This window comes from Nocardia heshunensis (assembly GCF_054782115.1).
Genome location: NZ_BAAGTC010000009.1, coordinates 1467812 through 1482025 on the forward strand (window position 1 = coordinate 1467812; position 14214 = coordinate 1482025).

Annotated in this window: 16 protein-coding genes; 6 read left to right on the plus strand and 10 right to left on the minus strand. The window is 65.4% G+C overall.

Features of this window, described 5'->3' with window-relative positions:
- Positions 1 to 36: 36 nt before the first annotated feature.
- Together ACYVN4_RS35045 and ACYVN4_RS35050 are read right to left on the minus strand one after the other, a co-directional pair.
- Positions 37 to 780, minus strand: a complete 744-nt coding sequence (locus ACYVN4_RS35045; protein ID WP_460726591.1) for a VOC family protein — start codon at positions 778 to 780, stop codon at positions 37 to 39.
- Entirely contained in the window at positions 777 to 1703 is a 927-nt protein-coding gene (locus tag ACYVN4_RS35050) for a GlxA family transcriptional regulator (RefSeq protein ID WP_460726857.1), read from the minus strand. The genes ACYVN4_RS35045 and ACYVN4_RS35050 overlap by 4 nt, the downstream gene beginning before the upstream one ends.
- 427 nt (positions 1704 to 2130) lie before the next feature.
- Here ACYVN4_RS35050 and ACYVN4_RS35055 point away from each other — a divergent pair, with 427 nt between their 5' ends.
- The gene (locus ACYVN4_RS35055; protein ID WP_460726859.1) at positions 2131 to 3375 is read left to right on the plus strand and encodes an MFS transporter; all 1245 of its coding nucleotides are present in this window, start codon (positions 2131 to 2133) and stop codon (positions 3373 to 3375) included.
- 6 nt (positions 3376 to 3381) lie between these two features.
- On the opposite strand, the gene ACYVN4_RS35060 is transcribed toward ACYVN4_RS35055, so the two are convergent.
- Positions 3382 to 3735 carry a DUF3099 domain-containing protein gene (locus ACYVN4_RS35060; RefSeq protein WP_460726860.1) on the minus strand — a complete coding sequence of 118 codons (354 nt, stop codon included), beginning with the start codon at positions 3733 to 3735 and terminating at the stop codon, positions 3382 to 3384.
- A gap of 182 nt (positions 3736 to 3917) precedes the next feature.
- Between ACYVN4_RS35060 and ACYVN4_RS35065 the strand changes: the two genes are divergently transcribed.
- Positions 3918 to 4151 (plus strand): DUF3039 domain-containing protein, encoded by a 234-nt coding sequence (locus tag ACYVN4_RS35065; protein WP_460726593.1) that lies wholly within the window; start codon positions 3918 to 3920, stop codon positions 4149 to 4151.
- 247 nt (positions 4152 to 4398) lie between these two features.
- Here ACYVN4_RS35065 and ACYVN4_RS35070 read toward each other — a convergent pair whose 3' ends face one another.
- Positions 4399 to 5151 (minus strand): LysR family transcriptional regulator, encoded by a 753-nt coding sequence (locus tag ACYVN4_RS35070; RefSeq protein ID WP_460726595.1) that lies wholly within the window; start codon positions 5149 to 5151, stop codon positions 4399 to 4401.
- A 108-nt stretch (positions 5152 to 5259) separates the two neighbouring features.
- On the opposite strand from ACYVN4_RS35070, the gene ACYVN4_RS35075 reads away from it, so the two are divergent.
- On the plus strand, positions 5260 to 6258 hold the full coding sequence (locus ACYVN4_RS35075) for a substrate-binding domain-containing protein (RefSeq protein WP_460726597.1): 999 nt from the start codon (positions 5260 to 5262) through the stop codon (positions 6256 to 6258).
- A 19-nt stretch (positions 6259 to 6277) separates the two neighbouring features.
- Here ACYVN4_RS35075 and ACYVN4_RS35080 read toward each other — a convergent pair whose 3' ends face one another.
- Entirely contained in the window at positions 6278 to 7264 is a 987-nt protein-coding gene (locus ACYVN4_RS35080) for a TetR/AcrR family transcriptional regulator (RefSeq protein ID WP_460726599.1), read from the minus strand.
- A 9-nt stretch (positions 7265 to 7273) separates the two neighbouring features.
- On the opposite strand from ACYVN4_RS35080, the gene ACYVN4_RS35085 reads away from it, so the two are divergent.
- A complete protein-coding gene (locus tag ACYVN4_RS35085; RefSeq protein WP_460726601.1) occupies positions 7274 to 7735 on the plus strand; it encodes a TetR/AcrR family transcriptional regulator in 462 nt (153 codons plus the stop codon).
- A gap of 55 nt (positions 7736 to 7790) precedes the next feature.
- Here ACYVN4_RS35085 and ACYVN4_RS35090 read toward each other — a convergent pair whose 3' ends face one another.
- The 5 genes from ACYVN4_RS35090 to ACYVN4_RS35110 are packed head-to-tail and all read right to left on the minus strand — an operon-like array spanning position 7791 to position 12156.
- Positions 7791 to 9362: an FAD-dependent oxidoreductase gene (locus tag ACYVN4_RS35090; protein ID WP_460726602.1), complete on the minus strand. Its 1572-nt coding sequence runs from the start codon at positions 9360 to 9362 to the stop codon at positions 7791 to 7793.
- Positions 9359 to 10258: an alpha/beta fold hydrolase gene (locus ACYVN4_RS35095; protein WP_460726604.1), complete on the minus strand. Its 900-nt coding sequence runs from the start codon at positions 10256 to 10258 to the stop codon at positions 9359 to 9361. The genes ACYVN4_RS35090 and ACYVN4_RS35095 overlap by 4 nt, the downstream gene beginning before the upstream one ends.
- Positions 10255 to 11118: an alpha/beta fold hydrolase gene (locus ACYVN4_RS35100; protein ID WP_460726606.1), complete on the minus strand. Its 864-nt coding sequence runs from the start codon at positions 11116 to 11118 to the stop codon at positions 10255 to 10257. The genes ACYVN4_RS35095 and ACYVN4_RS35100 overlap by 4 nt, the downstream gene beginning before the upstream one ends.
- Before the next feature lie 43 nt (positions 11119 to 11161).
- Positions 11162 to 11509, minus strand: a complete 348-nt coding sequence (locus ACYVN4_RS35105; protein ID WP_460726607.1) for a DoxX family protein — start codon at positions 11507 to 11509, stop codon at positions 11162 to 11164.
- Positions 11506 to 12156, minus strand: coding sequence for a TetR/AcrR family transcriptional regulator (locus ACYVN4_RS35110; RefSeq protein ID WP_460726609.1), 651 nt, complete (start codon positions 12154 to 12156; stop codon positions 11506 to 11508). The genes ACYVN4_RS35105 and ACYVN4_RS35110 overlap by 4 nt, the downstream gene beginning before the upstream one ends.
- Before the next feature lie 287 nt (positions 12157 to 12443).
- Between ACYVN4_RS35110 and ACYVN4_RS35115 the strand changes: the two genes are divergently transcribed.
- Both ACYVN4_RS35115 and ACYVN4_RS35120 read left to right on the plus strand, forming a co-directional pair.
- Positions 12444 to 13217 carry an ABC transporter permease gene (locus tag ACYVN4_RS35115; RefSeq protein ID WP_460726611.1) on the plus strand — a complete coding sequence of 258 codons (774 nt, stop codon included), beginning with the start codon at positions 12444 to 12446 and terminating at the stop codon, positions 13215 to 13217.
- Positions 13217 to 14071 carry an ABC transporter permease gene (locus ACYVN4_RS35120; protein WP_460726613.1) on the plus strand — a complete coding sequence of 285 codons (855 nt, stop codon included), beginning with the start codon at positions 13217 to 13219 and terminating at the stop codon, positions 14069 to 14071. The genes ACYVN4_RS35115 and ACYVN4_RS35120 overlap by 1 nt, the downstream gene beginning before the upstream one ends.
- Positions 14072 to 14214 lie beyond the last annotated feature (143 nt).

Here is a 14214-nt window from a genome sequence, read left to right on the forward strand (position 1 = left end):
CGGGGTTTCAGCGTGTCAGGGGTGGCCCTCAGTTTGTCAGGCGGGTTTGCGGCTGGTCAGGCAGTAGGGCTGGCCGGCCGGGTCGGCCATGACGATCCAGTGCTTGCCGCGGTCGGTGCGGTGGGCGCCGAGGGATTCGTGCCAGGCGGCGGTGGCGTCGATATCGGTGCAGGCGAGGTCGGGATGCGCTGTGGTGGAGCGGGTTTCGCCGAGGCGCTGCAGCAGGAAGTCGATTGGGAGCTCCGGGCGGGCGGACAGGCGGGAGAATTCCGGGAAGGTGCTCGGACGCCACGCCCAGCCGGTCAGATCGGTCCAGAAGCGGGATTCGATGTCGTAGTCGCTGTCGCCGATGTCCAGACAGATCTGGTCCAGGCGGCTGCGGTCACCGGCCGGGCCCACGACCGTCGGGGTGAGTTCGCCCGCCGAGTCGTGAAAGGGTGTGAAGCAGAACGGCATTCCGGCGGGGGAGCGCAGCACCGCGTAGCCGATGCGCGAGGTGAGGATGTAGTCCGCGGCCAGGGTGGCGCCGAGCCCGACGGCGTGGTCGGTGGCCGCCGAGACGTCGTCGACGTCGAGGTCCAAATGAATGCGCGCCGGGCCGTCGATGGACTGCATCTTGACGGTGGCCGCGCCGGATTCCGGCAGCAGCGTGAGGAATTCGTCACGCTCGCCGCGGCGCGGCGACAGCGTGGTGCCGGTCACGGCCGTCCAGAATTCGGTGGCGGCGTCGAAGTGTGCGGCGGGCCGGTCCAGGAAGGCCCACACCCAGCGAATCATCATGCTGTCTCCAGGGTTTCGCGTTTGCGGAAGGTCTTGCGGTAGGCCAGCGGCGGCACCCCCAACTCGAGGCGCATGTGGTGGCGCAGCGATGCGGAGGTGCCCATGCCCGCGCTGCGCGCCACCTCGTCGATCGGCAGGTCGGTGGTCTCGAGCAGATGTCGGGCGTGCCGCACCCGCTGCTGCAGGATCCACGCGCCCGGCGCCATTCCGGTCTCGGCCTTGAACCGGCGGGTGAAGGTCCGCACGCTCATATGAGCATGCGCGGCAAGCGAGTTCAGGTCCAGTTCCCGATCCAGATGATCCAGCGCCCAGCGGCGTGTCGGGGCCGTGCCGTCGCTGCCGGACTCCGGCACCTGCCGTTCGATGAACTGCGACTGCCCGCCGTCGCGCCACGGCGGGACCACGCAGTAGCGGGCCGCTCGATTGGCGACGGCGCTGCCGTGATCGGTGCGGATCAGGTGCAGGCACAAGTCGATGCCCGCGGCCAATCCCGCGGAGGTCCAGACGTTTCCGTCCTGCACGAACAGCAGGTTCTCGTCCAGCAGCACCTCGGGGTAGAGGGCCCGGAACCGGTCGGCGAAGTGCCAGTGCGTAGTAGCGCGCCGACCGTTCAGCAGCCCCGCCGCGCCCAGCACGAAGGCGCCGGTGCAGATGGACACGATGCGGGCATCCGGGCGGATGGTGGCCAGCGCCGCGGCGACCGCGGGCGGCAGGCGGCCTTCCTGGCGCGGCTCGTGGATGCGGGTGCCCGGCACGATCACCGTGTCGGCGCGCGCCAGCAATTCCGGCCCGCATTCCGGGATGACGGTGTACCCGGCCGTGGCCTCGACGCCGCCGGTGTCGACACCGCAGGTGTGCACCTCGTAGAGCGGATTTCCGTCGTCGTCGGTGGCCTCGCCGAGCACCAGGGGCGGGATCGACATATCGAATCCGACGGTCGGTGCCAGGACCAGAACGGCCACGAGGTGGGGTGTTGGCACGAGGCTCCTCTCGCAATGGCTGAATCTTGACGCATTGTGTCATTCAGGCCACTCGTGGCGAAAGGGCTTTTCGGTCACGCTCTGTCGGGTGAGCGAATTGAAGGACGGCCTCGATCGGGAATCCGGGCCCGGTGCAGGCACATTGGACGCGACGGTAGGCGACAGCACAACGTCCGCGCCCGCACCGACGGCGGACAACCCGCAGCCTGAGCTCGGCGGTAACCACGCGGTGGCGTCTGACCGTGACGGTGAGGACGCGCTCGGCGGTGATCGAGGAGATGCGTTCGGCCACCATGGCGGAGCGCACGGTGATGACCGGAGGGCGACCGTCGGTTCACCTGCGGCCTACTCGTCCGACCGGCGGAGGGGTCTGCACCCGGCGTGGATCGTGGCGGCCGTGAGTTTTGTCGCGCTGATCGGGGCGGCCGGGTTCCGGTCGGTGCCCGGCGTGCTGATGGATCCGCTGCACAACGAGTTCGGCTGGTCGCGCGGCACGATCGGCGCGGCGGTCTCGGTGAATGTGGTGCTGTATGGCCTGATCTCGCCGTTCGCCGCGGCGCTGATGGATCGCTTCGGGTTGCGTCGCATCGTGGCGTGCGCGCTGGTGCTGATCGCGGCGGGCAGCGGTCTGACGTTGTTCATGACCCAGGCGTGGCAGCTCATGGCCACCTGGGGTGTGCTGGTCGGGGTCGGCGTGGGGTCGATGTCGATGTCGTTCGTGGCCACCATCACCGGCCGCTGGTTCGTGACGAACCGCGGATTGGTCACCGGCGTGCTCACCGCCGCGGGCGCGGCCGGGCAGCTGGTGTTCCTGCCGCTCATCGCGGCCCTCGCGCGTGACCACGGTTGGCGCACACCGTCTCTGGTGGTGTCGGTGCTGGCCCTCGCCGTCGTGCCGCTGGTACTGCTGTTCCTGCGCGACTTCCCCAGCGACGTCGGTGTGCTCGCCTACGGTGCCGAGCCGGGCAGCACGGTCGGGGTGCGCAGCTCGGCCCCCGGTGGCGCGTCGCGCGCCGTGACGGTGCTGGCCAAGATCGTCCGCAAGCCCGTGTTCTGGCTGCTCGCAGGTGGTTTCGCGATCTGCGGAGCCTCCACCAACGGCCTGATCGGCACCCATTTCGTGAGTGCCGCGCACGATCACGGCATGCCCGCCACCACCGCCGCTGGCCTGTTGGCCGTGTGTGGCGCCTTCGATGTCGCGGGCACCATCGCGTCGGGGTGGCTCACCGACCGCTACGACTCCCGCTACCTGCTGATCATCTACTACACGCTGCGCGGCACCTCGCTGCTGTGGCTGCCGATCCTGCTCGGTCCGGACGTGCACCCCACGACGTGGGCGTTCATCATCTTCTACGGCCTGGATTGGATCGCGACCGTGCCGCCGACTGTGGCGCTGTGCCGGGAGAACTTCGGTGAGGACGGACCGGTCGCCTTCGGCTGGGTCTTCGCCTCGCACCAGATCGGTGCCGCGGTGGCCGCGTTCGGTGCCGGCGTGATCCGCGATATGCAGGGCAGTTACACCCTGGCGTGGTTCATCGCGGGCGGGCTGTGCGGGCTGGCCGCGCTGTTCTCGGCCGGTATCCGACCGTTGAAAGCCGCCCCCGCGCTGAATTGACGGGGTCTACCCGTCGATGGCCTTGTGCGGCTGTGAGTCGAGCGCCTTCTGATCGCGTCGTCCGTCCCAGCGGCTGGGTTCTTCCTTGCTGCGGGGCGGCCGATCGTTCGCCCCGAGCACCGCGATCCACGGCAGCGGAATCGAAACGCCGATGATCAGCAGCGACACCCACCAGTTGTGCCACAACCCATACGCGATGGCCGCGCCGATCAGGCACGGAATGCGGAACGACATGATCATGATGTACCGCCGCACCCGATCCCGATGCTGCTGCTCCAGCGAGGTCGCCGCCTCGGTGATCAGCGCCGGATGCTCCTTCTGCTCGCCGGGGAAGTACCCCTGGGCGGGGCGCGGCGGCATGGGTATCGAACCGGCAGGATGGAATTCGACGTCGGGGCGATCCTCGCCGCTGGTGCCGTCGGCCTGGGAATCGCCGTCACGCTGCATACCCCGAGTCTTCCACTACACAGCGTCGGATGCACACGCCGTCTCCGCCCAGGGCTTCTGCTGAAGCCTCGCCCGGGCCCTGGCATCATGGACGGGTGAGCGCAGACACCCTGGTACGTCCGGAAGAGACCGTCGACGAGTCGACCGACAACGACAGTCCCAAGGTCTTCCACTACGTCAAGAAGAACAAGATCGCGGAATCCGCCGTCATGGGCACCCACGTGGTAGCCCTCTGCGGCGAAGTCTTCCCCGTCACCAAGTCCGCCAAGCCCGGCTCCCCGGTCTGCCCGGACTGCAAGCGCATCTACGAAATGATGAAGAAGGATTAAGCGTTTCTGCAGTTCAGGGGGTTGTGAACTGCTGAACTAGGCCCCGGTGTGCCACTTTGGTGCCATTTTGAACGGGTTCAGCAGTTCCAGGATGGTTCGACCGCCCGGCCGTTTCACGGCTGGTAGCGGTCATGCCCCGCTTTCGTCGTAGAAACCGCGGGCGTGCTCGGCAACCTGGACGAAACTCCGGATCAGTGGGCTGTGAGCGGTTTTCAACCACGCGACTACCAGGTTGCTCGGCGGGCGATCACGGAACGGGACGGTGATGAGGCCGGGGGGGCAGCGGCTGGTCGAGCGGGGAGAGCGCCGAGGTTCCGTTCCAGAGAACCGCTTGCAGGCATTCCTGGATCGTCCGCATCACCGGTGCTGCCTCATCGTGCGCGCCGCAGGTCCAGTAGGCGGTCCATACCGGGTCGGCGCCGAGTGGCAGCCGGACCCAACGACGGCCGATCAGGTCGACCGACGACACCGACGGGCGACGGGCGAGCGGGTCGTCGTCACGCATCACGACGCCGACGGGTACCGGGCGCAGGATGCGCGCGCTGATTCCCTTGTCGTCGAAGGGAGTTCGGGTCAGCGCGACGTCGACGAGCCCGGCGCGGAGCCCGGCCGTCGGGTCACCGAGGTCGGTTTCGTGGACACTGACGTCGATGTGCGGATGGCGTGCCCGGAACAGCAGCACCAGCCGACCGCCGACGTGCGCGGCGGTATCGGCCAGCGTCCCGATCGTGAGGGTCCCCGACCCGGCGGCGGTCACCCGGTCGCGGATCCGGTCGGCGCGCTGCAGCAGCCCGCTCGCCTCGTCGTACATCGCTGCTCCGGCCGGAGTCAGGACGACGCCCTTGGGGGTGCGCTCGAACAGCTCGACGCCGAATTCGTCCTCGAGCTCCCGGATGGCGCGGCTCAGCGGCGGCTGTGTCATGTGCAGCCGGTTCGCCGCCCGCCCGACGTGACGCTCCTCCGCGACCGCCACGAAGTACCGGAGCACACGAAGATCCACCACAACACGATACCTACGCGGTATCGAGATTGCGGAAATGGACTTGGACAGCCCGTCGGCCGACGGAGAAGTGTTGAAAGCGTAGAGCCGACAAGGAGATTCACGCTCATGACCAACCCCACCCTCACCATCGGATGCTTCCGCTACGACACCACGCGAGCGCTTTTCGACGAGAGCACTACCGTCGACGGCAGCGACGTCACCATGGAAACCGCAGCCACCCTGCCGGAGATCTTCGAGCGGCTGATCCGCGGAAACGACTTCGACATCGCCGAACTCGGGTTGACGTTCTACCTGCGCCTGCTCGAAACAGGCTTGCCGTACGTGGCGCTGCCGATCTTCCCGAACCGGGTGTTCCGGCACTCGTGCATCTTCGTCAACACCCACCGCGGCATCACCTGCCCTGCCGATCTGACCGGACGCACCATCGGAGAATTCGGCACCTACGGCCAGGACTCCGGCGTGTGGGCCAAGGGGATCCTCGCCGACGAGTACGGATTCAAGCCCGAACAGAACCGCTGGGTGATCGGTGGCCTCGAATCTCCCACGCCCCCTTTTGATTTCATCCCGCACCCACGCCCGGACAAGCTCGAGGTGACCGCCGCGCCCCCGGGTGCGACGCTGAGCGCGATGCTGGATGCGGGCGAGATCGACGCTCTCTTCTCGGCGAACGTTCCGCAGTGCGTGCTCGACGGATCTGCGAACGTCGCCCGGCTGTTCCCCGACTTCGAGCCGCTGGAACGTGACTATCACCGGCGCACCGGGATCTTCCCGATCATGCATACCATCGTCGTCCGACGGGATCTGCTGCCTGAGCGCCCCGGCCTCGCGCAGGACGTCTACCGGGTCTTCTCTCAAGCGAAAGACATTGCCGCCGAATACTATCGCCGCAACCGCAGACTGTACGAGGTCCAAACCATGGTGCCGTGGATGAACGCGCTGATCGAACGCAACGGCGAACAGTTCGGCGATAACTGGTGGCCCTACGGCATCGCCGCCAACCACACAGCCCTCGACACCTACCTGCGTTATCACTACGAACAAGGCTTGTCGTCTCGACGGTGGAAGATCGACGACATCTTCGCCCCGGCGTTGCTCGACAGCTAGAAGTTCTCCCGCGTTCTCGTCAGTCTTCGGTTTCCTCGCGATGGGCTGCCAGGCCGGAGACGAGTAGTTCGAGGCCGAACCGGAACTCCTCGTGCAGTGTCTGCATAGGCAGGTAGTCGGCGACTGCGATCGTTGCGGGGAAGCGTTCGGCATCGAGTTGGTGAAAAAGGGCAGCGACGGCTGTAGCTTCGACTTTTTCGGTGGGGGCATGGGTTCGCAATTGCGCCGCGAAGCCGAGTGTGTAGCGCGCGAGCAGTGCGTATGACCGCGCTGCGGCCGGTGGGGGGAAGCCATTGGCGAGCAGTACTGCCAGGAAGCGCTCCCGTAGTGCAAGGGTATTCGGTCCGACCGGCACTCGCTCGATCAGCAGTGGCGCGATGCCGGGATGCTTGCTGATGGTGTCGAAGATGGCCTCGGCGGCGTCGATGCAGCCCCTCTTCCAGCCCTGTTCGCCGATGTCCGGGCTGATGGTGATCTGGCCGAATACCCAGTCCACGACATGTGCGAGTAGTTCAGCGCGGTTGTCTACGGCTCGGTAGAGGACCGCGGTGCCGGTTGCCAGGCGCTGGGCCACTGATCGCATCGTCAATGCGTCGGGGCCTTCTTCGTCGACGATGGTGATGGCGGCCGCGATGATCCGGTCGAGGGGAACCCGTGGCCGTCCAGGTGAGCGACGGGTGCCCGTTGAGTCGGCATCGCGGCTGGCGGTACTCATCGCATCTGTCTCCTGGGTTGGCGTTGGTGCACCTGATCGGAGTCTATGGGCAACGTTGTGGCCGCAATTGTTGACGGCCCCGCTGATATCGGCAACAATGTAGCCATTATAGCGGGGTGGGCTGAGACAGTTGGGACTAGCCAGGTGGACGGGAAGAGCTCCGTGCCCGCCGTAGAGGGTGGCACTCGCGCCCGTCGGTCGCGTGCCACTCGTGAGGCGCTGCTGCGATCCGGACGGCACGCTCTCGTGCGGGGGCGGGCAGCTCAGGTCGGGATAGCGGATCTTGCCCATGACGCAGGCGTGAGCACGGGATCGTTCTATAACCATTTCGAGAGCAAGGCTCAGCTCCTCGAAGTAGCCATGGCTGAGTTGATCTCTGAACTCCTGGAGGCTCTCGAGCGATCATCGGATGAAACTGAAGGGCCCGTCGTCACCCTGGGGGCGTACCTGCGTACTCTCGCGGGGCTTGGGATGTCCCACCCAGAGGTCGCCCTGGTTGCGCTCACCGAAGGATTCGGCTTTGTGGAGCATGCGGCAGTACTGGAATATCTTCGCAAGCCGGTGTTGGCCGGAATGGAGAATGGGTCATTCGAGGTCTGTGACCCCTGTGTTGCTGTGGATCAGGTGTGGGCGGTGACGCTGACGATTCTCCGTGCGTGGCAACGGGATCCAGCCTCCACGGCGCAGCCCTGGGTTGATTCTGTTGTGTGCCATGCTATCTCGGCGCTCGTGGTGAGCGGATCGGGCGTTGTCTCGATCTGAGTGTGGTATCGACCCTGCCTGCGGGCTGTGAGGTAACGCAGGCAGGGTTTGTGCATTACCGCGAGTAGTTGTGCTGTTTCGCGGCGTCGCCTACGGGTGGTGTGAGCGCTTGGATGAACGTCTGGGTGAGATCGCCGCTGTTGCGGGTGGCGATCGATCCGATGTAGCCGTCGGGCCGTAACAGCAGCAGTGTGTCCTCCTGCAGTCCGTAGGTTCGTCGGAATGTGCCGGTGATATCCGAGACGACGAAGTCGGCATGAGCATGGTCGCCCGCATTGACCGCCACCCGGATCAACGATGCACCGGCACTGGGCCATTGCACGGTCTCGAGATCTGCCGCGGCACCCGGACCGAAAGCGATCGCAGTGAAGTGGGGCCCTCGGGTGATCTCGAACAACCGCACAGGGCCACCGGCAGCACTCAGGAATTTCGCGTCCGGAGCACGATCTCCTGCCTGCAGTGTGGTTGTACGCCCGGCGTTGGGCGGAGCCAACGGTCCGCCCCGGTAGTTCAGACCGAGTTGGCGTTCGTCGCTCCCGCGTTTGATGCTGGAGGGATCCAGTTTCGCGACGCCCTCATACTTCGCTGTCGACAGTTTCAGCACGCCGGCCGCGATCGGGAGGCGTTCGGCTTCGTATGAATCCAGCAAAGTGTCCGGGGCGCCCGCGAGCACCTGCCCGAGCTTCCACCCGAGGTTGTTGGCGTCCTGCAGTCCCGTGTTGAGTCCTTGGGCCCCGGCCGGCGTATGCACATGTGCCGCGTCTCCGGCGAGCAGAACTCGACCCGATCGGTATTTCTCGACCATGCGAACGTTGGGCCGGAACACCGATTTCCATGTGATGTCGGACAGTCGAATTGCCTTGTTGCGCGTGTGTTTCCGTATCCGTTGTTGGATTTGGTCCAAATCGAGCGGCGGGTCTTCGTCCGGGCGCAGGCGGATCATCCATTGGAACTGGTCGGAGTTCGGCAGCGGGCACGCGCCGACGAATCGTCCGCGTGGACCCGGCCAGACGTGCCAGCGGTCGCGACTGAGTCCGGTGACCGAGGCGTCGACGATGACCATCCGGTCGCCCTCGTCGGTGTTTCCCAGGAAACCGATTCCGAGCGAGCGTCGAACGGCACTCGAACCGCCGTCGGCCCCGACAACGTAACGGGACCGGATCGTCTGCGTGGCCTCACCGTCGGAGACCGTGGTGACGACCGCATCCGGGCCTTGGTCCAGTGAGACCAGTTCCTGCGCGTACTCGACTGCCGTACCCAACTCTTTCAGCCGGGCATGCAGCGCCGCGTCGGTGCGGTGTTGCGGAATCAGCCAGGTATTCGGGTACGGCACATCCGAGGTGGGGTCGGACTGAGGGAACATCTCCCACGGAATCGCCGCCGGTCCCAGATGAATACCGAGGCGAGGGTACGTGGAACCAGCGGCGAGGATGGTGTCGAGAAGGCCGAGATCGTAGAGCAATTCGAGGCTGCGGGGTTGGACTCCCTTCGCTCTCGAACCCTCGAAGGAAGCCGCTGCCTTGTCGATGATGCGGACGTCGAGCCCTCGGCGCACGAGGTCGATGGCCAGCGCTGTGCCGGTCGGGCCTGCGCCGACGACGAGAACGTCGAGCATGTCTTCAGTCATCGGCGCGCCTTCCTGTCTGCGTCTTCAGCGAACGCAACGAATCGGTCGGCCACCTCGGCGGGTCGCTCGTAGGGGGCCATATGCCCGCACTCCTTGAAGACATGCCATTCGGCGGGGGTGAGTAGTTCGCGGGCCTGGTCGAGCGCGGAGATCGGAGTGACCTGGTCATCGTCGCCCCAGAGGAGCAACGACGGCACCCGCGTCCGGCCGATGGCCGCGTAAAGGTGCTGCCGGGAAGCCGTCGGGTAGTCCGCCAGCGTGGCGAACAGGGAAAAGATGGAGCCCTCGATCTCGTAGCACGAGCGCACCATTGCGGTCAGTACTTCCGACTGTGCTGGATCACGGACGTTGTGGGACAGATGGTTGTTCAGCATCCGCGGGCCGAGGTACTTGCCGACCAGAGCGGCGATCCGGTCGTGCCGAAGCAATCCCGCTCCCGGCGGTGAGGTCTGCTGCAGGCCGGCGGGACCGACGAGGGTGAGGGTCTTCGTTTGGTCGACGTGCTCGGTGGCGAAGGCCATTGCCACCAATGCGCCCATCGATGTTCCGATCAGGTGCCAGGGTCCGCCGAGGCCGAGTTGCGTTGTCAGATCGGATAATTGACGAACGAACAGGGTCTCGTCGTACACCGCCTGCACCCGATCGGAATAGCCGCGTCCATAGGCGCTGTATGCCAGCGTTCGATAGCCGCGCCGGTGCAGTTCGTCGGCGAACCCGTCCCAGTAGAACAACGGGATCGTTATGCCGGGTGCGAGCACGACCAACTCACCGCCGTCCGGACCGGCAAACTCGTAATGGGTGACGCCGTCGGAGCATTGGACGAAACTGCCACGGAGCGTCGATCGGGCGGACGAGTCCAAGCTACGGTGCTCGCCGCGGGCGACGAAATACCTCATGGTCGTTCCTCCTGCGGCTGATGCGGCGCGAACCGGGAGTCTGTGGTCAGGAAGTTCCGGATCTCGGTCTCGACCCAGGCGGGTGCCTCTTCCGGGAGGAGATGTCCCCCGCCCGGGTGCGCGGATTCCTTGCTGGCGGGGATGTCTCGGGCGAAGAGTTGCCCTTCCATCTCCGCGCCGCGCAGAACCAATGTCGGTGTGGTGATTCGTGGAATTTCCGCAGTGCGGTCGATCTGATCGGTGTTGGCGAAATCGATGAACGCGTCGAGGTTTCCCGGCCGCGACAACATCGCGTGTACGCGGTCGATCGTCGCTGCGTCGACCTTCACTCCGGGTCCGAACGCCTGCCTCAGATTTCGTTCGGTCGCCGCCCGGGAGGTCATGCGCCGCAGCAACTGCCGCGTCACCGGGTTCCGTGCGAGCTTGATACCCAACGGAAGTGACTTCCCCGGATAGCCGGTGGCATTGATGAGGACGAGCGCATGCACCCGGTCGGGGTAGTCCAGCGTGAAGTTCCAGGCGATATTGCCGCCTAGAGAGTTTCCGACCAGCGTGGCGGTCTTGATGCCGAGGGCGTCCATGAAGGCCGCCACGGTGTGTATGTAGGTCTGGACGTGGTAGTCGCGGTCGGGTCGAGGGCCCGTGAGTCCGAAGCCCGGCAGGTCCGGCCGGATCACGTCGAACGATGACGCCAAACCGGCCGCGACCTCGTCGAAGTGGTGCAGCGATGAACCGCTGCCGTGCAGCAGCACCACGGCCGGTCCGGCTCCGGCGCGCTTGTAATGCACGTCCAGGCCCTCGACGGTCGTGAACCGCGAATCTGCGTCGATGTAATCGTCCGCTGTCTGTCGCCTGTTCATAATGGTTACAGTGTTGCCGAAATTAGGCTCCAGGTCAACAGCCTCAATGGAGTACAACGAGAACCAGATAGACGGTCGCCATGATCGCGGTCGCGATCGGAGGGGTGAGCTTGTCGAACCCGTCGTGGGCGCGGCGGTGGGAAATAACGGCCCCAGCCATCATTGCCACCAGTCCGATCGCCGCCAGCACGCCTACGGCCGGTATCGCCAGGCCGAGCAGTACGCCCACAGCGCCGAGGAGTGCGAGCACGCCGATGCGGCGGAAGGCCGCGACGCTGTATCCGAGATGCGCGGCGTTGGCCCGTTGGAAATCGAGAGCCAGAACCATGCTGATGCCGACCACGAGGAAGAGGATCGCCAGTAGAGCGGCGAGTGCGATGGTTGCTATCACGGGTGGTGCCGTCCTTGGGTGCCGAAAAGAAACAAGATGATCGCGTCTGCGTAGCCCTCGATCACCTCGCGGGCGGTCGGGTCGACCCCGGAGAGGCGGTGGCATTCCGGTCCCAGGACGAACATGTTCGTGCCTGCGCCGGTGAGGATGTAGTAGGCGTACTCGGTCGGTATGTCGGGCATGTCGCCGGTGCTGACCAGGTGGCCGAACATGGCCGTCGCCATGTTGTAGAAGGGGCGAACGTGCTTTTCGACCAGCCAGTCCATGCGTGAGCTGTCGGCCTTGTTCTCCTGGTTGACGATGCGAGTCAACTCTGGGTGCTCGGCCGCGAAGTAGATGTACTCGCGGACCAGCAACTTCGCCACGGTCAGTTCGTCGACACCCCGGAGCCCTTGACTGCGATTCGATATCGCCTGCCCGAGGGTGTCGAACAATCCGTCGACCGCTGTCCGCCACAACTCTTCCTTCGAGCTGAAGTGGTAATTGAGCAGCGGCTGGGTCACGCCTGCTCGCGAGGCGATTTCTCGCATCGATGCGCCGTCGTACGACAGGGTCGAGAACAGGTCGAGGGCGGCGGCGAGGATGCGTTCGCGGGTGGCATCGGCCGATGGCCGTGTGGTCGGTCCTGGCGCGGGTCCCTTGGTCATCCTCGAAGCCTAATCGATCGATCAGGGTATTGACAGAAAACTGATCGACTGATTAGGTACGACGTGATCCCAGTCACGATTCATGAGATGGCATAGCCCATCGACCTCGTGGACTCAGGGACCGCGCTGCCGCTGCCGGAATGACCGGGCCGCGGTGAGACGAAGGAAAAAATGAGATGCGAAACGGCAATGTAGCCAGCCGTCCCGGCTCGGTCGGGCCACCAACCCCCAGTCGAGTAAGGGATCGGTTTGGGCTAGGCGTACTGCGGAATACGTTGGCCGCGACGGTGATCGCCAGCGTCGGCACGCTCGGAAGGACTGCGCGCTCGGGTGTCGAGGCTGCCGCGATCGCGAGCGTCGATCTGGTGTGTGGTCGGTTTCAATGGCGCGAAATGCTCACGCAGGCATGGTTTCTCATCAAGGTAACCGCGATTCCCGGTGTGCTGATGGCAATTCCGTTCGGCGTGATCGTTTCGGTTCAGGTCGGCAATATGGTCAACCAGCTCGGCGCCAACTCCTTGATCGGCGCTGCCGGTGGGCTGGGGGTCATCAAGCAGGGCGCGCCCCTGGCGACCGGCCTGTTGCTGGGCGGGGCCGGCGCGGCGGCGATTGCCGCGGATCTGGGTGCCCGCACGATACGCGACGAGGTCGACGCGATGCGGGTCATGGGCATCGATCCCCGGCAACGGCTTGCCGTCCCACGAATGGCCGCGATGTTGCTGGTCGCTCCACTGCTCAACGTGCTGATCATCGCCACGGGCGTAATCGCCGGATACCTCGTCGCGATCGCCGAACTCGGAGTGACACCCGGAAGCTATTGGGAATCGTTCGGCGCGTTCACCGGCGGAGCAGACGTGTGGGTTTCACTGGGCAAGTCGGTGCTTTTCGGCTACCTGGTCGTCTGTATCGCCTGCCAGCGAGGACTCGAGGCCAAAGGCGGTCCCCGTGGCGTCGCGGACGGTGTCAACGCGTCCGTGATCCTGTCTGTCGTCACAATCGCCGTGGTCAACGCCGCGATCACACAGGTCGCCGCGATGTTCCTGCCGACGGAGCTGGCGTGATGGCCGCGCCGTACACGGCCAAGGGGCTGCGCTGGACACGGAGCGCCCAACGCTACGGGTGGGCCCCGATCGACACTTTCGGATTCGCACTCGGATTCCTGTGGCAGGTGCTGTCATCGGTGCCATTCGTGCTGAAACACTATCGGGCACAGACGATGACAGTGATCACGGACATGATGTGGGGCCGTGGCGCGTTGATCGTCGGCGGCGGCACAGCGGCGGTCATGGCGGTCATGGGCGTGGCGGTCGGCGCGACCACCGGCATCGAGTCGTACAGCGCACTCGATCTCGTCTCTCTCGGACAGCTCACCGGAGTCGTTTCGGCGTTCGCCAATACCCGTGAGCTCGCTCCGATCGCCGCCGGAATAGGGTTCGCGGCGCAGGCCGGATGCCGGATGACCGCCGAAATCGGGTCGATGCGCATCGCAGAGGAGATCGACGCGATCGAATCACTGGGCGTGCGGTCGGTGCCCTTCGTGGTCACGACCCGCGTCATCGCGGCACTGGTCGCCATCGTTCCCTCGTTTCTGATCGCGCTGATTCTCGGTTACGCGGCCAGCGCGATGATCGTCCTGCAGCTGCACAGTGAGCCGAGTGGTGTCTACAACCACTACTTCGACATGTTCGTAGCGGGCCGCGACATCGCCGCTGCGGTCGTCAAGGTGATGGTTTTCGCGGTGGCCGTCATCGTAATTCACTGCTACCAAGGGTTTTTCGCAACCGGCGGTCCTGAGGGTGTCGGCATCGCCTCTGGTCGAGCCATCCGGGCCAGCCTGGTGGCGGTCATCGCCCTCGACATGATCATGACCATGCTGCTGTGGGGGTTCACCTCACCCGTTCGGTTTGTGGGGTGACCGCTATGCCTGTATACGGACTTCCAGGAACTACCGTCGACGCGCGTCGCGCGCGCTCGATCGGCCTGCTGGCGGCTGCTGTCTCGACCGTCGTCCTGATCGGCTGGTCCGCCCGGCCGACCAGCGATGACGGCACATTCGCG

Bases quoted from the DNA above. Each gene is read 5' to 3' on its own strand.
- ACYVN4_RS35080 (WP_460726599.1), bottom strand. From the start codon at position 7,264: ATGGGCAAGATCCGCTATCCCGACCTGAGCTGCCCGCCCCCGCACGAG.
- ACYVN4_RS35120 (WP_460726613.1), top strand. From the start codon at position 13,217: ATGGCCGCGCCGTACACGGCCAAGGGGCTGCGCTGGACACGGAGCGCC.
- ACYVN4_RS35045 (WP_460726591.1), bottom strand. From the start codon at position 780: ATGATGATTCGCTGGGTGTGGGCCTTCCTGGACCGGCCCGCCGCACAC.
- ACYVN4_RS35050 (WP_460726857.1), bottom strand. From the start codon at position 1,703: ATGTCGATCCCGCCCCTGGTGCTCGGCGAGGCCACCGACGACGACGGA.
- ACYVN4_RS35075 (WP_460726597.1), top strand. From the start codon at position 5,260: ATGACCAACCCCACCCTCACCATCGGATGCTTCCGCTACGACACCACG.
- ACYVN4_RS35095 (WP_460726604.1), bottom strand. From the start codon at position 10,258: ATGAGGTATTTCGTCGCCCGCGGCGAGCACCGTAGCTTGGACTCGTCC.
- ACYVN4_RS35100 (WP_460726606.1), bottom strand. From the start codon at position 11,118: ATGAACAGGCGACAGACAGCGGACGATTACATCGACGCAGATTCGCGG.
- ACYVN4_RS35110 (WP_460726609.1), bottom strand. From the start codon at position 12,156: ATGACCAAGGGACCCGCGCCAGGACCGACCACACGGCCATCGGCCGAT.
- ACYVN4_RS35060 (WP_460726860.1), bottom strand. From the start codon at position 3,735: ATGCCGCCGCGCCCCGCCCAGGGGTACTTCCCCGGCGAGCAGAAGGAG.
- ACYVN4_RS35090 (WP_460726602.1), bottom strand. From the start codon at position 9,362: ATGACTGAAGACATGCTCGACGTTCTCGTCGTCGGCGCAGGCCCGACC.